Annotated in this window: 20 protein-coding genes; 8 read left to right on the plus strand and 12 right to left on the minus strand. The window is 60.0% G+C overall.

Annotation, left to right across the window (positions count from 1 at the left end; all coding sequences use genetic code 11):
- Nucleotides 1–155: 155 nt before the first annotated feature.
- The 3 genes from CLM71_RS17180 to CLM71_RS17190 form a co-directional block, all read right to left on the minus strand.
- Nucleotides 156–1,058 (minus strand): Dyp-type peroxidase, encoded by a 903-nt coding sequence (locus CLM71_RS17180; protein ID WP_105232060.1) that lies wholly within the window; start codon nt 1,056–1,058, stop codon nt 156–158.
- 136 nt (nt 1,059–1,194) lie between these two features.
- Complete coding sequence (locus CLM71_RS17185; RefSeq protein WP_105232061.1) at nt 1,195–1,779, minus strand: RpoE-regulated lipoprotein; 585 nt, start codon at nt 1,777–1,779, stop codon at nt 1,195–1,197.
- 152 nt (nt 1,780–1,931) lie between these two features.
- Nucleotides 1,932–2,390 (minus strand): DUF2919 domain-containing protein, encoded by a 459-nt coding sequence (locus CLM71_RS17190; RefSeq protein WP_105232062.1) that lies wholly within the window; start codon nt 2,388–2,390, stop codon nt 1,932–1,934.
- A 196-nt stretch (nt 2,391–2,586) separates the two neighbouring features.
- Here CLM71_RS17190 and CLM71_RS17195 point away from each other — a divergent pair, with 196 nt between their 5' ends.
- Entirely contained in the window at nt 2,587–2,979 is a 393-nt protein-coding gene (locus tag CLM71_RS17195; RefSeq protein ID WP_105232063.1) for a YgiW/YdeI family stress tolerance OB fold protein, read from the plus strand.
- Nucleotides 2,980–3,016: 37 nt separating this feature from the next.
- On the opposite strand, the gene CLM71_RS17200 is transcribed toward CLM71_RS17195, so the two are convergent.
- Nucleotides 3,017–3,442, minus strand: a complete 426-nt coding sequence (locus tag CLM71_RS17200; RefSeq protein ID WP_105232064.1) for a GNAT family acetyltransferase — start codon at nt 3,440–3,442, stop codon at nt 3,017–3,019.
- 203 nt (nt 3,443–3,645) lie between these two features.
- Here CLM71_RS17200 and amiA point away from each other — a divergent pair, with 203 nt between their 5' ends.
- From amiA to CLM71_RS17215, 3 genes are all read left to right on the plus strand, one after another.
- A complete protein-coding gene (amiA, locus tag CLM71_RS17205) occupies nt 3,646–4,533 on the plus strand; it encodes an N-acetylmuramoyl-L-alanine amidase AmiA (protein ID WP_105232065.1) in 888 nt (295 codons plus the stop codon).
- 66 nt (nt 4,534–4,599) lie between these two features.
- The gene (gene hemF, locus CLM71_RS17210) at nt 4,600–5,520 is read left to right on the plus strand and encodes an oxygen-dependent coproporphyrinogen oxidase (RefSeq protein ID WP_105232066.1); all 921 of its coding nucleotides are present in this window, start codon (nt 4,600–4,602) and stop codon (nt 5,518–5,520) included.
- The gene (locus CLM71_RS17215) at nt 5,520–5,969 is read left to right on the plus strand and encodes a YaiI/YqxD family protein (RefSeq protein ID WP_105232067.1); all 450 of its coding nucleotides are present in this window, start codon (nt 5,520–5,522) and stop codon (nt 5,967–5,969) included. Before hemF ends, CLM71_RS17215 begins: the two co-directional genes overlap by 1 nt.
- Here CLM71_RS17215 and CLM71_RS17220 read toward each other — a convergent pair.
- The gene (locus tag CLM71_RS17220; RefSeq protein WP_105232068.1) at nt 5,966–6,808 is read right to left on the minus strand and encodes a ChaN family lipoprotein; all 843 of its coding nucleotides are present in this window, start codon (nt 6,806–6,808) and stop codon (nt 5,966–5,968) included. The two genes, CLM71_RS17215 and CLM71_RS17220, sit on opposite strands and share 4 nt — an antisense overlap.
- Nucleotides 6,809–6,965: 157 nt before the next feature.
- Between CLM71_RS17220 and mmuP the strand changes: the two genes are divergently transcribed.
- Both mmuP and mmuM read left to right on the plus strand, forming a co-directional pair.
- Complete coding sequence (gene mmuP / locus CLM71_RS17225; protein WP_105232069.1) at nt 6,966–8,387, plus strand: S-methylmethionine permease; 1,422 nt, start codon at nt 6,966–6,968, stop codon at nt 8,385–8,387.
- A complete protein-coding gene (gene mmuM / locus CLM71_RS17230) occupies nt 8,377–9,318 on the plus strand; it encodes a homocysteine S-methyltransferase (RefSeq protein WP_105232070.1) in 942 nt (313 codons plus the stop codon). Before mmuP ends, mmuM begins: the two co-directional genes overlap by 11 nt.
- 57 nt (nt 9,319–9,375) lie before the next feature.
- On the opposite strand, the gene maeB is transcribed toward mmuM, so the two are convergent.
- The 7 genes from maeB to CLM71_RS17265 all read right to left on the minus strand — a co-directional run bounded on the left by maeB (nt 9,376) and on the right by CLM71_RS17265 (nt 18,126).
- The gene (maeB, locus tag CLM71_RS17235) at nt 9,376–11,655 is read right to left on the minus strand and encodes an NADP-dependent oxaloacetate-decarboxylating malate dehydrogenase (protein WP_105232071.1); all 2,280 of its coding nucleotides are present in this window, start codon (nt 11,653–11,655) and stop codon (nt 9,376–9,378) included.
- A 404-nt stretch (nt 11,656–12,059) separates the two neighbouring features.
- The gene (locus tag CLM71_RS17240; RefSeq protein ID WP_015673306.1) at nt 12,060–13,022 is read right to left on the minus strand and encodes a sugar-binding transcriptional regulator; all 963 of its coding nucleotides are present in this window, start codon (nt 13,020–13,022) and stop codon (nt 12,060–12,062) included.
- A 163-nt stretch (nt 13,023–13,185) separates the two neighbouring features.
- Complete coding sequence (gene dhaL, locus CLM71_RS17245; RefSeq protein WP_370447009.1) at nt 13,186–13,806, minus strand: dihydroxyacetone kinase subunit DhaL; 621 nt, start codon at nt 13,804–13,806, stop codon at nt 13,186–13,188.
- A gap of 40 nt (nt 13,807–13,846) precedes the next feature.
- The gene (locus CLM71_RS17250) at nt 13,847–14,848 is read right to left on the minus strand and encodes a dihydroxyacetone kinase subunit DhaK (RefSeq protein WP_105232073.1); all 1,002 of its coding nucleotides are present in this window, start codon (nt 14,846–14,848) and stop codon (nt 13,847–13,849) included.
- A gap of 26 nt (nt 14,849–14,874) precedes the next feature.
- The gene (locus CLM71_RS17255; protein WP_105232074.1) at nt 14,875–15,645 is read right to left on the minus strand and encodes a GolD/DthD family dehydrogenase; all 771 of its coding nucleotides are present in this window, start codon (nt 15,643–15,645) and stop codon (nt 14,875–14,877) included.
- 34 nt (nt 15,646–15,679) lie between these two features.
- The gene (locus CLM71_RS17260; protein ID WP_105232075.1) at nt 15,680–16,948 is read right to left on the minus strand and encodes an MFS transporter; all 1,269 of its coding nucleotides are present in this window, start codon (nt 16,946–16,948) and stop codon (nt 15,680–15,682) included.
- 65 nt (nt 16,949–17,013) lie between these two features.
- Entirely contained in the window at nt 17,014–18,126 is a 1,113-nt protein-coding gene (locus CLM71_RS17265) for an alcohol dehydrogenase catalytic domain-containing protein (RefSeq protein ID WP_105232076.1), read from the minus strand.
- Nucleotides 18,127–18,443: 317 nt separating this feature from the next.
- Here CLM71_RS17265 and rpiB point away from each other — a divergent pair, with 317 nt between their 5' ends.
- Together rpiB and tal are read left to right on the plus strand one after the other, a co-directional pair.
- On the plus strand, nt 18,444–18,902 hold the full coding sequence (gene rpiB, locus CLM71_RS17270) for a ribose 5-phosphate isomerase B (RefSeq protein WP_105232077.1): 459 nt from the start codon (nt 18,444–18,446) through the stop codon (nt 18,900–18,902).
- Nucleotides 18,903–19,130: 228 nt separating this feature from the next.
- Nucleotides 19,131–20,081, plus strand: coding sequence for a transaldolase (gene tal / locus CLM71_RS17275; RefSeq protein WP_105232078.1), 951 nt, complete (start codon nt 19,131–19,133; stop codon nt 20,079–20,081).
- Nucleotides 20,082–20,088 lie beyond the last annotated feature (7 nt).

Genomic DNA, 20,088 nt, shown 5'->3' on the forward strand with positions numbered 1-20,088 from the left:
TCAGTGTATTTATAACTCGGTGCAGATCTGTAACGCTTTTATATACCGTTTGGTGATTTGCAAGCATCAAATGCTATAAGGCAAGAGCGGAGCGGCATGGGGGGCGGGGCTAAAGAGAGGTAACGGGGCCGGCGCTGCGGCCCCGCGGCGGCGCGTTACAGCGCCAGCAAACGCGTCAGCGACGGTGCAAAGTAATAGCTGCCGCTCACCGCGCGGGTGAAACGCAGCATGGCGTCATGCTTGCCGTCCGTCTCGCCGAACATGCTCAGCAGCTGCTGTTCGATATTATGTAAACGCGCGCAGTAGGCGATAAAGAACAGACCGTGTTTACCGCTGGCGGTGCCGTAAGGCAGGCTCTGGCGCAGAATTTTCAGCCCTTTGCCGTCCTCTTTCAGATCGACGCGGCTCACGTGAGAAGTGTTCGGCCGCGCCTCAGGCGGCAGCTCTTCACTGTCTTGCTTGGTACGGCCGATAATCTGTTCCTGTTGCTCGGTGCTAAAGCGTGACCACTGGCGCAGGTTATGCTCATAGCGCTGTACGAACACGTAGCTGCCGCCGGCGTCCTGCGCGTCGTCTTCACCAATCACCGCCACCTCCGCGCGCTGCTCGCCCTGCGGGTTTTCGGTGCCGTCGATAAAGCCGCTCAGGTCACGCTCCTCCACCCAGCGGAAGCCGTGAGTCTCTTCTTCCACCTTGATGGTGTTGCCGAAGGCCGCCAGCGCCGCCTGAGCCAGGGAAAAGTTAACATCATGACGTAAAGACTGGATATGAATCAGCAGATCGCGCTGCGTTGCCGGCGCCAGACCTTTGCCAAGCGGCGTGAACGGCTTGAGTTCTGACGCGCCCTGACCGTTGGAAAGATCGTGCCAGACGTCGTAACCAAAGGCGACCACCGCCCCCAGTTTGGCGTCAGGGAATTGTTGCTGCAGTTCGCTCAACGTCTGGCAAAACTGCTTGCAGCCCTGACGCAAATCGGCAAACTCCCCCTGAACCATGGCTTCCATAAAAATGGCGAAACGGCAGTGCTCCAGCAGAATACCGCTCTGAACCTGTGTCATGTAGTTACCTCGTTCCTTATTCGCTCACCGCACAGGCGCTGCCCGCGGCGGTTAAAACCAGCCATAATCATACCGCAAGCCGGCAAGATTACCTTGCCTGAACGCAAAGAAAATCGCTCATTCCGCCGCAGAATATTTACTGCGGTTTGGCATGCCAGACAATTTTGCTGACCGTCCAGCTCTGCAGCGTATCATCCGGCGGCATAATATCTTTCGGCCCGGCCCACTGGCCGCTGAACAGATAGGTGACGTAGCGGCTCTGGCCGGCGACGCACTCCACCTTGCCGACGTCTTCGCCCTCGCCCGGCTTACAGGCGCCGAAGGCCTTGCTGTACAGCTCGCTGAACGGCGTGCCGAGCTTGCTGCCCCACGCGGTCACCACGTCCTGATCCATCACGTCGACCCGCTGCACGCTGCCTTTCGGCTCGCCGCTGATCACCAGCTTGATGTCATCGCCGTCCATCGCCTGATAAAAGGCGACGATCTGGCCGTTATTAGTGCCCATGCCGCTGCGCAGACGATAATTGCCGTCCAGGCCCTCGTCGATCGCGTGCTCCAGCATTGGCGTGCCGCCGTTAATGCCGCCGACGCCCTTGCCGCTGACTTCCAGACTGCTGCCGAACCAGTTGAACGGCGACAGGCTCGACCAGGAAAAATTGGACATCGTCGAACAGCCGGTCAGCAACAGCGGCAGCCCTAACAACAGCGGGCGAATATTCATTTCGTAGCTCCTTAACATCGGTCGCGAAGGCGCACAGCGCCTCCGGGGTTTATCGCGTTATCTGAACGCCAGCCTCTCACAATGGCTGGCGCTTCACCATCGGTTGCCTGCTTGGAGTGCAGAAAATGCGAAAAGTGCCGCAAACTGATGCGCTACAGCTGCGCGGAATCCGAGAAACAGGCGCGGACGCGACGATTAAACAGAAGATAGCCCAGCGCCAGCGCATCCAGCAGCGCCAGCACCCCGTCAAACAGCGGCGCGCCGTCTTCCTGCCGCCATACGCCCGCCAGCGAACCGCCCAGCGCCGCCAGCAGCGAAAACAGCAGCACCCAACGCCAGGCGCGCCACAGACGCGGCCATTGCGCCCGGCGTCCGCTGAGCAAAAACGCCAGCGCCGCCGGCAAGCCTAGCGCGATACCGTACCAAAAACGCTGGGTATCAGGGTAAAACAGCGCCAGCATGCTTTCCCCCTGCTGGCGAGAGGCGCCGGCCATCACAAACAGCAGCCAGGTGCGCGCCTGCAAAATTAATACGCCCCAAAACCACAGCGGCAGGCGCAATACGCCGTGGCTGTCGTAATCATCCGGGGAAAAGACGGGTGAAGGCTTCACGGCCGTTTCCTTATTATCCGTTATCGTGCAGACACAGATGGGAGCCCGCACCGGAAATTTCAATCCTGCCCGGCATAAATTCCTGCGCTGGCTTAAGAACCTCTTAAGATTGATGTGCTTTACTTATCGCTATCAACTGAGCGACGCCGCATCCCGGCGCGCAAGATTCACTGCAAAACGAAAAGGAAGCTTAACGATGAAAAAACTGACTCTGGCAGCATTAATCGCTCTGTGCAGCACCCCGGTTCTGGCGCAACAGGGCGGTTTCAACGGCCCTGGTTCACAGAACGTTCAGCAGACTCAGCAGGGCGGCTTTTCCGGCCCCAGCGCCTCGCTGACCACGGTCGATAAGGTGAAATCGATGAGCGACGACGCCTGGGTGATGCTGCAAGGCAATATTGAACAGCGCGTCGGCGACGATACTTATACCTTCCGCGACGCCACCGGCACGCTGACGGTGGAAATTGACCACAAACGCTGGAACGGCCAGACCATCACGCCGAAAGACAAGGTGCAGTTGGAAGGTAAAGTCGATAAAGACTGGAGCAACCTGGAACTGGATGTGAAAAACATCAAGAAAATCCAGTAACCGCTGACGGGGCGGCCGGCAGGGCCGCCCTCTCGGTTCAGTATTCCTGATCCTCGATTAACCGTTTCCCCAGGCTGGTAATGCCCTGGATCTCATAGCCGAGTTTTTCATACATTTCGACCACGGTGTCGTTATCTTCGCGCACCATCAGATTGATTTTCGGACAGCCGCGCGCCATCAGCTTCTTCTCCAGCCGGTTAATCAGCGCGTTGGCGATACCGCGACCGCGATAATCCGGATGTACGCCAAGATAGTACGCCGAACCGCGGTGGCCGTCATAACCGCCCATCACCGATCCCACCACCTCGCCGCCAACCTCTGCCACCAGGAATAGATCGGCATCGTGATGCAGTTTACGTTCAATATCCATTTCCGGATCGTTCCACGGGCGCAACAGATCGCACCTTTCCCAGAGCGTGATGACCTCTTCAAAGTCGTCTTGCCGAAATACGCGAATTTCCATCGTTGTTCGCCGCTGTTCATGAGTTATTTCTCTGATTATATCCCAAATCAGCGGCGTTGCCGCAAGGACGCTGAAAGAGAAGGTCTTTTTCCGCTATCGGAAACGGTAACCATGTTAATAAATGGAAATAGTTATCACCTCGATCGACACCGTTCAATACGATATAACATTGCAAACGGTTTGCAGCGACGGAGCACAACGGCATGAAAAAACAGGCAAAATATTTTCTTAACTTCACCCCGCTGAACACCTCCTCCTCACGTCGCCACCTGTTGCTGTCGGGCCTGGCGTTTGCCCTGCTCGGCGGCAAAGCCGGCGCGGCGCAGGCGCGGGAGTCCGGCGGCATGCTGCGCAGCGCACACGCCAAACCGGCCGCCAAGCCGGCGGGCGCCAAACGGCTGGTGATGCTCGACCCCGGCCATGGCGGCATCGACTCCGGCGCGGTAGGTCACGAAGGGTCGCAGGAAAAACACGTGGTGCTGGAAATTGCCAATCACGTGCGCCGCTTTCTGCACCAGCACGATCACGTCGAGGCGCGGCTGACGCGTGAAGAAGACCACTTTATTCCGCTGTTCCAGCGGGTGGAAATCGCCCATCAGCATCAGGCCGATCTGTTTATTTCCATCCACGCCGATGGCTTCACCAATCCGTCGGCCTCCGGCGCATCGGTCTTCGCCCTGTCCAACCGCGGCGCCAGCAGCGCCATGGCGCGCTATCTGTCAAAACGTGAAAATGCCGCCGATGAGGTTGCCGGCGCCAAATACAAACAGCAGGATAATTATCTGCAGCAGGCGCTGTTCGATCTGGTGCAGACCAATACTATCAACAACAGCCTGACCCTCGGCCGCCACGTGCTGGGGCAGATCCGTCCGGTGCACCATCTGCACAGCCAAAGCACCGAGCAGGCGGCGTTTGCGGTGCTGAAATCCCCTTCCATTCCGTCGGTGCTGGTGGAGACCTCGTTTATCACCAATCCGCATGAAGAGCAGTTGCTCGGCACCACCGCCTTTCGCGAAAAAATCGCCCGCGCAATCGCCGACGGCATCCTTGCCTTCTTCCATGAGGCCGATCGCCGCCGGCGTACGGCCTGATCGCCCCGGACGGGCTTTTGGGTATATACTTGTCGGCTGATTAAGACTGACGTTGCGAAATACCCTATGAGTTCACCCGATATCGCTGAAGTAAAATCCTTCCTGCTGGCGCTGCAAGACCGCATCTGCGAGCAACTGGCGCAGGCCGACGGCGGCGGCGCCTTTGTCGAAGACAACTGGACGCGCGCAGAAGGCGGCGGCGGCCGTAGCCGGGTGCTGACCGAAGGCGCGGTATTCGAACAGGCCGGGGTCAACTTTTCGCACGTCTCCGGCGCCATGCTGCCGGCTTCCGCCACCGCGCACCGGCCCGAGCTGGCGGGCCGCAGTTTTCAGGCGATGGGCGTCTCCCTGGTGATCCACCCGCTGAATCCTTATATCCCCACCAGCCACGCCAACGTACGCTTCTTTATCGCCGAAAAGCCGGGCGAAGCGCCGGTATGGTGGTTCGGCGGCGGTTTCGATTTAACCCCCTATTACGGCTTCAAAGAGGACGCGGTGCACTGGCACCGTACCGCCCAGCAGCTGTGTGCGCCGTTCGGTGACGAGGTCTATCCCCGCTATAAGAAGTGGTGCGACGACTATTTCTTTATCAAACACCGCAATGAAGCGCGCGGCATCGGCGGGCTGTTCTTCGACGATCTGAACAGCCCGGACTTTGAGCACTGCTTTGCCTTTACCCGCGCGGTCGGCAACGGTTTCCTTGATGCCTATCTGCCAATCGTGGCGAAGCGCAAAACCCTGAGCTGGGGCGAGAAAGAGCGTGCGTTTCAGCTGTACCGCCGCGGCCGCTACGTCGAGTTCAATCTGGTGTGGGATCGCGGCACGCTGTTCGGCCTGCAGACCGGCGGGCGCACCGAGTCGATCCTGATGTCGATGCCGCCGCTGGTACGCTGGGAATACGGCTACCAGCCGGAAGAAGGCAGCCCGGAAGCGCTGCTGTACCGCGATTTCCTGCCGGTGCGCGACTGGCTGCAGGAGGAGGCGTAATGCAGATCTGGGTTGATGCGGACGCCTGTCCGAACGTGATTAAAGAGGTGCTGTACCGCGCCGCCGATCGCACCGCCACGCTGGTGACGCTGGTGGCCAATCAGCCGTTGCGCACGCCGCCGTCAAAGTATTTGCGCACGCTGCAGGTGGCAGCCGGTTTCGACGTGGCGGACAATGAGATCGTCCGCCGCTGCGAAGCGGGCGATCTGGTGATCACCGCCGATATTCCGCTGGCGGCGGAGGTGATAGAAAAAGGCGCGGCGGCGCTGAATCCGCGCGGCGAACGCTATACGCCGGCAACCATTCGCGAACGGCTCAACATGCGCGATTTTATGGATACGCTGCGCGCCAGCGGCATTCAGACCGGCGGCCCGAACGCCCTGAACCAGCGCGACCGTCAGCAGTTCGCCAACGAACTGGATAAATGGCTGCAGCAGAGCAAACGCTAATCCGTCGCCGGCGTCGCCCACAGATAGTCGGCCTGCTCCTTATCCACTTCGCTCCCCTGTTCCACCAGCATCAACACCGCCGGCTGCACGGCCGGCTGTAAATCCTGCATATGCAGCGGCACGCCCACCAACCGGGAGGCGTGATAACCGCCGGCGATCAGCAGGCTCGGCGTCGGCGCCGCCAGCAGCCGCTGCGCCATCCGGCGATCGCGCTGCTGTTGAATCGCAACCATCGCCGCCAGCTGCTGCTGCTCAATCTGGCCGCCGTGTGCCGCGCGAATGGTCTCTGTCAGCCCCTGTCGCACCGCGGCGCGGGTGGACTGCCTGCCCGGCGGCAGCTGCGGCCGTTGATAAATCGCCATAATCTCGCTGCGATCCAGATTGGCCGACCACAGCGGATACGGCGCCGCCAGCGCGGCAGTCACCAGATCGCCATACTGCGCCCACGGCCAGCTCTGCCGCCAGCCCAGTTCTGCCGGCAGTTCGCCCGGTGCGATCCGTTCGCCACGCCGCAGGCGCGCCTGCAGCGCATCAACCTGCGCCTGCCGATCGGGGTTGATCATCTCCAGCAGCACGCTGCCCTGCGGGCGCTGCTGCGGCAACTGCTGCAGCAGCCACAGCTCCGCACGATGATGGTAGGCGTTGTCGTGTTTTTCGCCGACGATCAGCCGCGGCGCCGCCGCCAGCCGCACCAACAGCTGTGACGGCGTCAGCGTTTCACCGCTGCGCAAATCGGTGATGGTTCCCGGCGGCGGCGCAACCGGCTCAGCGCGCTGAGCGGCAGGAAAATGCGCACAGGCGCTAAGCGCCAGCGCCGCGATGAAAACCAAAAATTTCATAATGTTGCCCCTCAGCCGATGGTGCGCCCATTATAGATAACAATTATCATTTCCAAATAACAAATTAGCGTCAAACCGCTTTGCGCATTGATTTCGCCGCACGGAGCAGGTATAACGATTAGCCATTTAGATATTTAGACGTCTATACGGACAACCAATGCAAACATCTTCTGTCACCCATGAAGGGCAGTTCAAACGCAGTATGAAGGCCCGCCATCTGGTGATGCTTTCCCTCGGCGGGGTTATCGGCACCGGCCTGTTCTTCAACACCGGCTATATTATCGCCACCACCGGCGCGCTCGGCACGCTGCTGGCCTACCTGATCGGCGCCCTGGTGGTCTATCTGGTGATGCTGTGCCTGGGCGAACTCTCCGTCGCCATGCCGGAAACCGGCGCGTTTCACGTTTACGCGTCGCGCTATCTCGGGCCGGCGACCGGCTACACCGTCGCCTGGCTGTACTGGCTGACCTGGACGGTGGCGCTCGGCTCCAGCCTGACCGCCGCCGGTTTCTGTATGCAGTACTGGTTCCCGCAGTCGCCGGTGTGGCTGTGGTGCCTGGTTTTCTGCGCGGCAATCTTCCTGCTGAACGTGGTCACCACCCGCTTTTTCGCCGAAAGCGAATTCTGGTTTTCGTTGATCAAGGTCGTCACCATTCTGGCGTTTATCATTCTGGGCGGCGCGGCGCTGTTCGGCATTATTCCGATGAAGGACGGCACGCCGGCGCCGTTCCTGCATAACCTGACCGCCTCCGGCTGGCTGCCGAACGGTACGCTGCCGATTCTGATGACCATGGTGGCGGTGAACTTCGCCTTTTCCGGCACGGAGCTGATCGGCATTGCCGCCGGAGAAACCGAAAACCCGGAAAAAGTGCTGCCCTGGGCGATTCGCACCACGGTGATCCGCCTGATGGTGTTCTTTATCGGCACCGTGTTCGTACTGGCGGCCCTGCTGCCGATGGAACAGGCCGGTGTGGTGAAAAGCCCGTTTGTGCTGGTGTTCGAGCGCATCGGCGTGCCCTATGCCGCCGATATCTTCAACTTCGTGATCCTGACCGCCATTCTGTCGGCCGCCAATTCTGGACTGTACGCCTCTGGCCGCATGCTGTGGTCGCTGGCTAATCAGCGCACGCTGCCGGCCTATTTCGCCCGGGTTAACCGTCGCGGCATTCCGTTTAACGCCCTGACCTTCAGTATGCTCGGCGGCGTGCTGGCGCTGCTGACCAGTGTGATTGCGCCGGATACGGTCTTTGTGGCGCTGTCGGCGATTTCCGGCTTTGCCGTGGTGGCGGTATGGCTGAGCATCTGCGCGGCCCACTATGCGTTTCGCCGCAGCTATCTGCGCAGCGGCCAGCCGCTGAGCGGCCTCAAATTCCGCGCGCCCGCCTACCCGCTGACGCCGATCGCCGGCTTCGCGCTCTGCCTGCTGGCCTGTATCGGCCTGGCCTTCGACGCCGAACAGCGTATTGCGCTCTATTGCGGCCTGCCGTTTGTCGCGCTGTGCTACGCCGCCTACTACTTCAGCCACGGCGCGGGCAAAAAAACCACCGAACTCAATGCAGGAGAAAAACATGTCGGTTAATAATCCTCTGGCCCCGCTGCTGGCCGACGGACGCTCGTTGATTCTCGACGGCGCGCTGGCCACCGAGCTGGAGGCGCGCGGCTGCGATCTGAGCGATCCGCTCTGGTCCGCCAAGGTGCTGCTGGAAAACCCCACGCTTATCTATCAGGTGCATCTGGATTATTTCCGCGCCGGCGCGCAGTGCGCCATCACCGCCAGCTACCAGGCCACGCCGCAGGGCTTTCTGCGCCGCGACCTGGATGAAAAACAGGCGTTGGCGCTGATTGCCAAAAGCGTGCAGCTGGCGCAGCAGGCGCGTACGGATTATCTGGCGCAGCAGCCGCAGGAAGCGCCGCTGCTGGTGGCCGGCTCCGTCGGCCCTTACGGCGCGTTTCTGGCCGACGGTTCCGAATACCGGGGTGATTATCACTTGCCGCAGGCAGAAATGATCGCCTTCCACCGCCCGCGCATCGACGCGCTGGCCGCCGCCGGCGTCGACCTGCTGGCCTGCGAAACCCTGCCCTCGTTCGCCGAGCTGCAGGCGCTGCTGACGCTGCTGGCGGACTACCCGACGCTGGGCGCCTGGTTCTCCTTTACGCTGCGCGACAGCGAGCACCTGAGCGACGGCACGCCGCTTGCCGAGGTCGCTGCCCTGCTGAACAACAGCCCGCAGGCGCTGGCCGTCGGCGTTAACTGCATCGCGCTGGAACAGGTTACCCCGGCGCTGCGCACGCTGGCCGCCCTGACCACGCTGCCGCTGCTGGCGTATCCGAACTCCGGCGAACACTACGACGCGGTCAGCAAAACCTGGCACGCCTGCGGCGGTGAGCACAGCAGCCTGAGCAGCCAGGCGGACGCCTGGCGACAGAGCGGCGCGCGCCTGATCGGCGGCTGCTGCCGCACCACGCCGCAGGATATCCGCGCTATTGCCGGACAGCTCGCCGGACGCTAAACGAAAAAAGGGCGCAGCAAATGCTGCGCCCTTCTCATATACGCCACCGTGCGACGATTACAGCGGCGCGGTCTGTGCCTCAACCACCGCCAGCGCCACCATATTGACGATGCGTCGCACCGAGGCGATCGGCGTCAGGATATGCACCGGCTTCGACACCCCCATCAATACCGGCCCGACGGTCACCCCTTCCGAGGAAGAGACGCGCAGCAGGTTATAGCTGATACGCGCGGCCTCCATGTTCGGCATGATCAGCAGGTTGGCCGAGCCTTTCAGCGGGCTGTCCGGCATCAGATCGTGACGAATGCTTTCCACCAGCGCGGCGTCGCCGTGCATTTCGCCGTCAATTTCCAACTCCGGCGCCATGCTGTTGACCAGCTCCAGCGTTTTACGCATTTTGCGCGCCGCCGGGCAGTCGGAAGAGCCGAAGCTGGAGTGCGACAGCAGCGCAACCTTCGGCTCAATACCAAAGCGCCGCACGGTTTCCGCCGCCATCAGGGTAATTTCCGCCAGCTGTTCCGGCGTCGGGTCGTCGTTGACATAGGTATCGGCGATAAAGGTGTTGCCGCTTGGCAGCAGCAAGGCATTCATCGCCCCGGCGACGTGCGTTCCTTCGCGGAAACCGAACACGTTTTTCACTACCTCGTAGTGCTCATGGTAGCTGCCGATGGTGCCGCAAATCATCGCGTCGGCCTCGCCGCGGTGCAGCATAATGGCGGCAATCAGCGACGGGTTGCCGATCACCGCACGGCGTGCCTGCTCCTGCGAGACGCCGCGGCGCTTCATGATCTGGTAATACTCGCCCCAGTATTCTTTAAAGCGCGGATCGGATTCGTTATTCACCACTTCGAAGTCTTTGCCCGGCGTCATCTGCAGGCCCAGCTTCTTCAGGCGCATCTCAATCACGCTCGGACGCCCCACCAGAATCGGGAACGCCAGTCCCTGCGACACCAGTTCCTGCGTGGCATGCAGCACCCGCTCTTCTTCGCCTTCGGCCAGCACCACGCGCTTCATCTCTTTGCGCGCCTGGGCGAAAATAGGCTTCATAAACAGGTTGGTTTTGTAAACGAACTCGGTCAGTTTCTCCACGTAGGCGTCGAAGTCTTCAATCGGCCGCATCGCCACGCCGGAATCCATCGCCGCCTTGGCCACCGCCGGCGCGATCTTGACGATCAGGCGCGGGTCAAACGGCTTGGGAATAATGTAGTCCGGGCCGAATGACAGATCCTGATCGTCATAGGCGGAAGCCACCACGTCGCTCTGCTCCGCCAGCGCCAGATCGGCAATCGCGTGTACGCAGGCCAGCTTCATCTCTTCGTTGATGGTGGTGGCGCCGACGTCCAGCGCGCCGCGGAAAATAAACGGGAAGCACAGTACGTTGTTGACCTGGTTCGGGTAGTCGGAACGACCGGTACAGATAATCGCGTCCGGGCGCACTTCCTTCGCCAGCGGCGGCAGAATTTCCGGTTCCGGGTTGGCCAGCGCCATGATCAGCGGATCCCGCGCCATGGTTTTCACCATCTCCTGCGTCAGGACACCCGGGCCGGAGCAGCCAAGGAAGATATCAGCGTTCGGAATCGCGTCGGCCAGCGTGCGCTGCCCGTTGTCCGCGATCGCATAGGCGGCCTTGGTTTCTTCCATTTTCTCGTCACGGCCTTTGTAGATCACCCCTTTGGAGTCACACACCGTGATGTTCTGCGGATGCAGCCCCAGCGCCACCAGCAGGTTAAGGCAGGCGATCGACGCCGCGCCGGCGCCGGACACCACCAGACGCACGTCGGAGATATTTTTCTTCACCACCCGCAGGCCGTTCAGCACCGCCGCCGTGGTGATGATCGCCGTGCCGTGCTGGTCATCGTGGAACACCGGAATTTTCATCCGCTCGCGCAGTTTCTTCTCGATATAGAAACACTCCGGCGCCTTGATATCCTCCAGGTTGATGCCGCCAAAGGTCGGCTCCAGCGCGGCGATTACGTCAATCAGCTTATCCGGGTCATTCTCATCCACTTCAATATCGAACACGTCGATGCCGGAAAACTTCTTGAACAGTACGCCCTTGCCTTCCATCACCGGCTTGCCGGCCAGCGCGCCGATATTGCCCAGCCCCAGCACCGCGGTGCCGTTGGAGATCACCGCCACCAGGTTGCCGCGGGCGGTATATTTGTAGGCCGCCAGCGGATCTTCGGCGATCTCCAGGCAAGGCGCAGCCACGCCCGGCGAGTAGGCCAGCGCCAGATCGCGCTGGGTAGCCAGCGGTTTGGTCGGGGAAACCTGGATTTTCCCTGGAACAGGATACTGATGGAAATCAAGGGCACTCTGTTTGAGCTGTTCGTCCATTATAGGGTCCTTTGTTTTTTACTTTTATCTGAGGTAAGGCTGTTTTGTTACACCAGTATAGTGAGAGAATCGCCGCAAACTTTGAAGCCTGCCATAACCCTGCGCGAAACTTTCAGATACCTGAAATAATTGAAGTTGCGGCAGTGCGAAGCCACATCCAGACGCTGCGACCGCCGGTTCAGGACAACTTCATGTATGAAAGGTATACATTAGGTTAAAAACAAGTAACACAGAATGAACAAGAAAAAAACCGCCGTCCCGGAGGCCCAACCAGCCCGGCGTCGATAGCGCCAACGCGTTTTATCCGGCGATTGACGCTGGCCTGAGCAATTAAGCGATAAATTGACGCCCAAGGGCCAGGCAGCGCTGACCCTTGGTTATTGCGAATAGGAGAGGATTGCCGCCTACTGCGACATATTCAGCAGGGTGCGGATATTCAGCGCGCTGGTGGCGATAATATCAATCGCGCCGGTGCGCAGCGCGCCGAGGATTGCCAGCGCCTTGGTGTTTTCCGACGCGATGGCGATGACGCAGGGAATTTTACGCAGCTCGTCGATGCTCAGCCCGATCACCCGATCGTTCATCACCGTATCCACATGCTGCCCCTGGGCGTTGAAAAAATCATAGCCGGCGATATCGCCGATCACGCCCTGATTCAGGCTGGCGTCGATAATCTCATGCGGCGTAAACCAGCCCAGTTTGACCATATAGCTGTTTTCGTTCATATCACCGATGCCCACCAGCGCCACATCGGCCTTGCGCGCCCGGTCCAGCGTCTCTTTGATGGTGCCGTTTTGCATAAAGGCCTGCTTCAGCGCGCGGTTCTCCACGTAGGCCGGCGCGTACAGCGTCTCACTGCTGCCGCCGAACTTTTTCGCCAGCCGGCGACTGATGTGGTCGGCGTTAATCGCATCGCCGGGCCGGTGGGTGCCGCCGATGCCGCTGATAAACCTGCAGTTGCGCTCCGGCACGCTGCCGACGTGATCGGCAATCGCCGCCACGTTGCGCCCCTGCCCGACCGCCAGCACCATATCATCCTTCAGCGACATCGACAGATAATTGGACACCAGCGCCGCCACCTGCCGCCGCTGCTCATCTTCATCCTGATGGTCGAGGGCGATCAGCGCGCGGCTGATGGGAAACCGCTCCAGCATCTGCTGTTCCAGCCGGGTGCTGAACACCGGGTGATAACGCACGGTAATCTCAACGATGCCCTCTTCTTTCGCGCGCTTGAGCAGACGCCCCACTTTAATGCGCGAGATGCCGAATTTTTTTGCAATCTCTTCCTGGGTGATTTCGTCCTGATAATACGCAACGGCAATTTCAGTCAGTAGTTCGTTATCCTGGGACACTGTTTGTTTTTCCATCCGCTACACGATTCCCCACGGCAGGTTTGGCCGGTTATCGACGGCAATGGGTTCAGAGGCTCTGAACCCATTGTGCGATAAAACTTAACTGTCGCCAGTATATACCCTAAATAATTAACGTTGCATCAAGGCGGCGCCGAAACGCCGCGGCAACTCCGCCGGCTCAGGCGGCAACGGTCTGCAAACGCCGTTCCGTCGCCTCCGCCAGCGTGGTCAGCAGCAGACAGCACGAGACCGCCCCCGCATCCAGCACGCCGCGCGACCTCTCGCCCAGCCGGCTGGCGCGGCCGATTTTCGCCACCAGATCGCGGGTAGAATCGCGCCCGTCCGCCGCCGCCTGCTTCATCTGCGCCAGCGCGCCGGAAAAGTCGTCGCCGCGCTGCAGCGCCTGCTCGAACGCCGCCAGCGCCGGGATCAGCGTATCCATCAGGCATTTATCACCGACGCCGGCGCTGCTGATGTCCTGCAGCTCGCTCAGCCCCTGCTGCAACATGGCGAGAAACGCCGGCGCATCCAGTTGCGCCTTGTCGCGCACGCTGTCCGCCATGCCCATAAACAGGCTGCCGTACAGCGGCCCCATTGAACCGCCGATGCCCTCCATCAGCGCATCGGACAGCGTATCGAACGCCTGCGCCAGCGACAGAGATTTGCCCTTCATCGCCTCGCCGCACAGGGTAAAGCCCTTGGCCATATTAATGCCGTGGTCGCCGTCGCCGATCGCGCCGTCGATCTCGCTCAGGACGTCGCGATGGCTGACGATCACCGACACCAGCCCTTCCACCATCTCATTACCGTACTGCGTTGAAATCTGTTCTGTCATCACATCACTCCACCTGGGTCAAGCCCAGCGACTGGCTCGGCATATCGATAAGGGTTTTCAGTTCATCATCCAGCTTCATGATTGTCAGCGTCACGCCCATCATCTCCAGCGAGGTGAAATAGTTGCCGACGTAGCGACGGTGCACATTGATGCCGCGCGCCGCCAAGCGTTGGGCGATTTCGCCATAATAGATGTACAGCTCCATCACCGGCGTGGCCCCCAGGCCGGAGATCAGCACCACCGCGTCGTCGCCCTGCGCCAGCGGCATATCGCCGAGGACGAAATCCAGCATGGTCGCCGCCATTTCCGACGCCGGCTGGATCGGCGACACCTCAATGCCCGGTTCCCCGTGGTGGCCGATGCCGATCTCCATTTTGCCGTCGTCGATATGGAAATTGGGCTTGCCCACCGCCGGAATGGTGCAGGAGCTCAGCCCCACGCCAATCGAACGGCAGTTGTCGATCGCCTTTTGCGCCGCGCCGATCACGCAGTCCAGGTCATAGCCTTTGGCGGCGGCGGCAGCGCCGACTTTCCACATCAGAATTTCCCCGGCCACGCCGCGGCGCTTGTCGATCTCACTGGCCGGCGCCGAAGCCACGTCGTCATTCGCCACCACGGTTTTCACCGCAATCCCGGCGGCGGCGGCCTTTTTCATCGCCATTTTGACGTTCATGTTATCGCCGGCATAGTTGCCGTACAGGCAGGCCACCCCGGCGCCGCCGTCGGCGGCTTTAAACGCGTCGAGAAACGCGCCGGCGGTCGGCGATGAAAAAATTTCACCAATCGCCACCGCATCCAGCATATTTTTGCCCACATAGCCCAGAAACGCCGGTTCATGACCGGAGCCGCCGCCGGTGACGATGCCCACCTTGCCGCTGACCGGCGCGGCAGGGTACTTCAGCACCCGGGCGTTATCGGTCGGGGTAAAATAGTCGGGATGCGCCTGCAGATAGCCCTGAATCGCATCTTCCACCACATGGTCGGGATCGTTGATAATTCTGTTCATTGCTGCCTCTCTCGCCTGAAGATGAATTATTGAATGGTGTATCCGCCGTCGATCACCAGATTCGCGCCGTTAATCATTGATGCACCGTCACCGGCCAGAAACAGCGCGCCGGCGGCGATATCCTGCGGTTCGGCAAAGCGCCGCAGCGGAATTTTGTCGAGCATCTGCCGCGCCGGCTCGCCGGACCACGCCTTGCGTCCCAGTTCGGTCAGCACCACGGTGGGCGAAATGGCGTTCACCCGCACGTTGTGCGGCCCCCACTCCAGCGCCAGCACCTGCGTCAGGCCAATCACGCCGGCCTTGCTGGCGCAATAGGCCAGATGATTGGGCAACGCCACCACGCCCGCCTGTGAAGCCAGGTTGATAATGCTGCCGCTGCGCTGGCGGATAAAATGCCGGCCGACCGTCTGGCTGGTGAGAAAGACCCCTTTCAGGTTCACCGCCAGCGTGGCGTCCCACTCCGCCTCCGTCACCTCCTCCGCCGGGTTCAGCGCCACAATGCCGGCGCTGTTGACCAGCACGTCCAGCCGGCCGAAATGCGCCAGGCTCTGGGCCACCGCCTGCTCCACCGATGCCTGTCCGGTTACGTCGGCAACCACGCCCAGCGCACGCTCGGCGTCGAGACGCTGCGCCGTTTCCGCCACGTCGGGGGCACGGTCCAGCAGCACCACGCGCGCGCCGTGTTGCACATACTGTTCGGCTATCGCGTAGCCGATGCCGGCACCGCCGCCGGTGATCAGCGCCACCTTGCCCTGCAAGGCCAGCGCGCCTTCGCCTGTTCGTTGCTGATTGTTCATCTTTCTCTCCCTAAACGGTGGATATCACGTTGCATCAGGATATTTTCGCCAAACTGGGGTTAGCGTCGTTGCTATCGCCGGGCGCTTCTTTCGGTAGCGTGACGAATTTCATCAGCACGCCGCTGAACAGATACAGACCGGTGAAGATCCAGATCACCCCGACCGCGCCGAGGCTGCCGATAAACAGCCCCACCACCGCCGGCCCGACGAAGGTGCTCAGGCCGGCGCCGAGGTTTAAAATCGACATGGCGGCGCCTTTATTCTCCGGCGCCAGCGACGGCATAATCGCCGACAGCGGCACAAAGGCGGCCAGACAGGCGCCGAACAGGCCGGCGGCGGCCACGGTGATCAGGTAATTGGCGCCGAAGAACTGCGGGGCGTAATAGAACATCAGCGTGGTGATCGCGCAGCCGACGCAGCCGAACCACATCACCACGTTACGCCAGCCCAGGCCGTCGCTGATCACGCCGAAAATCAGGTTGAAAATGATGTTCACCGTCCACAGCGCGGCGTACATCTGCAGCCAGTGGGTGCGGGTAAAGCCCATATCCATCATGTACATCGGCATAAACACCACAAAACCGTAAGCCGCCGAGGTATTGATGGTGCGTACGATGCCGCCCAGACCAATCTTCGGATTCTCAAAGGCGATGGTGATGCCCTTCAGCACATAGCTGAGCGACGCCTTCTCTTTATTGGCGCTTTGCCCGTCAGGCGTTCCACGGTTCAGCAACAGCGCGATCGCCGCCCCCAGCACCACAAAGATCAGCGCGCTCCACAAAGTATGTATCTCACCGAGATACGGCAGCATGATGCTGGAATAGAGCACGCCCAACACGCTCAGCCCGCCGCTGTATACGAACCAGAAAATGCCGACGGCGGAACCCAGCCTTTCCGGCGGCGCCTCATAGGCCACCCACACCAGAAAACCGTAGGCAAACAGCGGATAGCCCAGCCCGCGCAGGGCGTAGGTCGGCACCATAATCGTCAGATTGTTGCTGGGCAGGCCAAACACCAGAAAACACACCGAGCCAAACAGAAACAGCAGCAGGCCGGCCAGCATGACCCGACGGGCGGTAAAGATTTCCGCCAGCACGCCGGAGAACCAGGCGGCGATGGCGGCGGCAAAGCCATAAACGCTGAACAGCAGCGCCGACTCCTGAATGCTCAGCCCCTTGCCGATCAGGTAGGGCGACAGCCAGCCCTGCTCCAGCCCTTCCCCCATCATAAACACCAGCACGCCGGCATAGCCCAGCAGCAGTTTCGGTGAAAGACCAATGCGATGAATCAGTCCGTGCAACATAGAACACCCCAACACATGTCATTGTGGAGGCGCAGGCAGGCCTGCACCCGAGGAATGGCGCAGGTTTACAGATTTGGATTAAGCACCACTTTGATCGACCCGATGCCGCGTTTCATCAGCTCGAAGCCTTCGGCAAACTGCTCCAGCGGCAGGGTGTGGGTCACCACGCCTTCGGTCGGCAAATCGCCGTTGCCAATGCCCTCAATCACCAGCGGATAGCAGTACGGGCCAAGGTGTGAGCCGAGCACATCCAGCTCTTTGCGGTCGCTGATGATGCTCCAGTCGACGGTCACCGGATCCTTGAACACCGAGAACTCCACAAAGGTGCCGAGCTTGCGGATCAGCGTCAGCCCCTGCTCCACCGACTTCTGCGCACCGGTGGCTTCAATGTAGATATCGCAGCCGTAGCCGTCGGTCAGCTGCTTGATGACCGCCGGTACGTCGTCACGGGTAGGGTTGAGCGTCAGATCCGCGCCGAAGGTCTTCGCCAGCGCCAGCCGCTCATCCGACAGATCGAGCACGATCAGCTTCGACGGTCCGGATTTTTTGATCGCGCCGATCATCCCCAGCCCCAGCGTGCCGGCCCCGGCCAGCACCACCACGTCCCCCAGTTTGATATTGGCGCGCTGCACCGCATGGAACGAGCAGGCGTAAGGTTCGATCAGAATGGCTTTTTCAATCGGCAGATCCGCCGGCACGTGGTAGTTAATCGCCTCTTTGGTGAACTTCATGTACTCGGCCATGCCGCCGTTGACGTTCTTCTGAAAGCCGTACAGATCGTGTTTTTCACACATCCAGTACTGGCCTCGGTTGCAGAAACGGCACTGCCAGCAGGGCACGATCTGTTCCGAGATCACCCGGTCACCGATATCAAATCCTTCCACGCCCTCGCCGTAGCCAACCACATGGCCGATAAATTCATGGCCCGGGATCATCGGCGCCTTGATATAGGCCGGCTGCGTCTCATCGCCCCAGAAGCTCGGCGCCCCTTCAAACGCCTTGATATCGCCGGCGCAGATGCCGCAGGCCTCGATCTTCACCAGGATCTCTTTCGGGCCGATCTTCGGCACCGCTACCTCTTCCAGACGGTAATCCTTGGGCGCGTAGGCAACGATCGCCTTCATGGTTTCTGGGATGCCGTCCGCCATTTTTGCCGCTGTTACACAGGTCTGACACATAGTTTTGTCCTCTGGCTGGGTCATTAACATGAACATTAATACAAAATAAGAACAAATGAACACTAAACTCAGCCGGCGAATTTGCCCACCATGATCTTTTCAAACTGTGATTACGCTCAAAAACTCGCCTATAGAAGCTATTTAAGTGCTAACAACCGTTAAATATGTGATTAGCATCACTTTAAACGTGAGCTTAATGACTAAAACAGATAAAACAAAAGAACATCTATTGAACATTTGTAATTGTACCGATATCTTAAACAGCAGACGCACCAGCGAGGATCGTCAGTCTTTCCGCTATCAACCAGGAGATCGTTATGTTGCCTATTGCCATCGGCGCCGATGATGCCGCCATTGAACTGAAGAATGTGATCGTTGCCTATCTGCAGCAACGCGATATCGCCGTAACCGATTACACCCGGGATCGCGGCGACGATAACGGGATCTACCCCGATATCGCCTTTCAGGTGGCGCAGGCCATCAGGAATGAGCGGCATCAACGTGGTATTCTGTTATGCGGCACCGGCATTGGCATGAGCATCGTCGCCAATAAAGTGCCGGGGATACGCGCTGCCCAGTGCCACGATACCTATTCGGCACAGCGGGCACGCAAGAGCAATGACGCCCAGATCATCACGCTGGGCGCGCGGGTGATCGGTGCAGAGCTGGCGAAAACCATCGTCGACGCCTGGCTGGCTTCCGAGTTTGAAGGCGGCGGTTCGGCGCCCAAAGTGGCGAAAATCAGCCACTATGAACAGGCGCTCCAACCACGCTGAAACCGCTTTCCGGCCAGAGGCAGGCGCGCGCCAACGCGCGTCCTGCCTGCGTTTACTCGGGATTCATTGTTCTTATCCATCGCAACAATCAGAAAAAGCGCATTTTATTTGGCACACCTATGATGCAGTGTGTTCACCCTATTAAATAGACGTTTAACCTGATGGCGCAAAAGCGCGGTTCTGCGCTGTTGCCCCCTTAGAGATGAAGGGTAAATCAAGGAGCTATACATGAACCAATTAGACGCACTCAAGCAGTTGACCGTAGTGGTTGCCGACAGCGGCGACATTGAGTCTATCCGCCAGTTCGAACCGGAAGATGCAACCACCAACCCTTCACTGATCCTGAAAGCCGCCGCGCTGCCGCAGTACAAAGCGCTGATTACCGAGGCGCTGTCCTATGCGCGCCAACAGGGCGGCAATAAAGAAACCCAGCTGATCAACGCCTGTGACAAACTGGCGGTCAATATCGGCGTCGAGATTCTGAAAAGCGTGCCGGGCCGCATCTCCACCGAAGTGGACGCTCGCCTCTCCTTCGACCGTGGCATGTGCGTAGCCAAAGCGCGCAAACTGATCGCCATGTATCAGGAACAAGGGATCGACAAGTCACGCATCCTGATCAAACTGGCTTCCACCTGGGAAGGCATCAAGGCGGCGGAAGAGCTGGAAAAAGAAGGCATCAATACCAACCTGACGCTGCTGTTCTCCTTCGCCCAGGCCCGCGCCTGCGCCGAAGCGGGCGTGTACCTGATCTCACCGTTCGTCGGCCGTATCTACGACTGGTATCAGGCGAAACAGCCGAGCGCCGACTACGACGTCGAACAGGATCCGGGCGTGAAATCCGTGCGTGACATCTATGAATACTATAAACAGCACCGCTATCAGACCGTGATCATGGGCGCCAGCTTCCGTAAGGTTGAGCAGATCCTGGCGCTGGCCGGCTGCGACCGCCTGACGATCGCGCCAAACCTGCTGGAACAGCTGAAGCAAAGCGAACAGCCGGTTGAGCGCAAACTGACGCCGTCTACCGAAGGTTTCCATCAGCCGGCGCCGCTGGCCGAAGCAGAATTCCGCTGGTTGCATAATCAGGACGCGATGGCGGTAGAAAAACTGGCCGAGGGCATCCGCCTGTTCGCCGTTGACCAGCAGAAGCTGGAAGACATGCTGGCCGCTGAACTGTAATTACCCG

The organism is Serratia sp. MYb239 (assembly GCF_002966855.1).
Taxonomy (GTDB): Bacteria; Pseudomonadota; Gammaproteobacteria; order Enterobacterales; family Enterobacteriaceae; genus Serratia_B; species Serratia_B rhizosphaerae.

Bases quoted from the DNA above. Each gene is read 5' to 3' on its own strand.
- CLM71_RS17250 (WP_105232073.1), bottom strand. From the start codon at position 14,848: ATGAACAGAATTATCAACGATCCCGACCATGTGGTGGAAGATGCGATT.
- CLM71_RS17180 (WP_105232060.1), bottom strand. From the start codon at position 1,058: ATGACACAGGTTCAGAGCGGTATTCTGCTGGAGCACTGCCGTTTCGCC.
- CLM71_RS17200 (WP_105232064.1), bottom strand. From the start codon at position 3,442: ATGGAAATTCGCGTATTTCGGCAAGACGACTTTGAAGAGGTCATCACG.
- CLM71_RS17240 (WP_015673306.1), bottom strand. From the start codon at position 13,022: ATGGAAAAACAAACAGTGTCCCAGGATAACGAACTACTGACTGAAATT.
- dhaL (WP_370447009.1), bottom strand. From the start codon at position 13,806: ATGGTGGAAGGGCTGGTGTCGGTGATCGTCAGCCATCGCGACGTCCTG.
- CLM71_RS17255 (WP_105232074.1), bottom strand. From the start codon at position 15,645: ATGAACAATCAGCAACGAACAGGCGAAGGCGCGCTGGCCTTGCAGGGC.
- CLM71_RS17185 (WP_105232061.1), bottom strand. From the start codon at position 1,779: ATGAATATTCGCCCGCTGTTGTTAGGGCTGCCGCTGTTGCTGACCGGC.
- hemF (WP_105232066.1), top strand. From the start codon at position 4,600: ATGAGTTCACCCGATATCGCTGAAGTAAAATCCTTCCTGCTGGCGCTG.
- maeB (WP_105232071.1), bottom strand. From the start codon at position 11,655: ATGGACGAACAGCTCAAACAGAGTGCCCTTGATTTCCATCAGTATCCT.
- amiA (WP_105232065.1), top strand. From the start codon at position 3,646: ATGAAAAAACAGGCAAAATATTTTCTTAACTTCACCCCGCTGAACACC.
- CLM71_RS17265 (WP_105232076.1), bottom strand. From the start codon at position 18,126: ATGTGTCAGACCTGTGTAACAGCGGCAAAAATGGCGGACGGCATCCCA.
- CLM71_RS17220 (WP_105232068.1), bottom strand. From the start codon at position 6,808: ATGAAATTTTTGGTTTTCATCGCGGCGCTGGCGCTTAGCGCCTGTGCG.
- CLM71_RS17195 (WP_105232063.1), top strand. From the start codon at position 2,587: ATGAAAAAACTGACTCTGGCAGCATTAATCGCTCTGTGCAGCACCCCG.
- mmuM (WP_105232070.1), top strand. From the start codon at position 8,377: ATGTCGGTTAATAATCCTCTGGCCCCGCTGCTGGCCGACGGACGCTCG.
- rpiB (WP_105232077.1), top strand. From the start codon at position 18,444: ATGTTGCCTATTGCCATCGGCGCCGATGATGCCGCCATTGAACTGAAG.
- mmuP (WP_105232069.1), top strand. From the start codon at position 6,966: ATGCAAACATCTTCTGTCACCCATGAAGGGCAGTTCAAACGCAGTATG.
- tal (WP_105232078.1), top strand. From the start codon at position 19,131: ATGAACCAATTAGACGCACTCAAGCAGTTGACCGTAGTGGTTGCCGAC.
- CLM71_RS17215 (WP_105232067.1), top strand. From the start codon at position 5,520: ATGCAGATCTGGGTTGATGCGGACGCCTGTCCGAACGTGATTAAAGAG.
- CLM71_RS17260 (WP_105232075.1), bottom strand. From the start codon at position 16,948: ATGTTGCACGGACTGATTCATCGCATTGGTCTTTCACCGAAACTGCTG.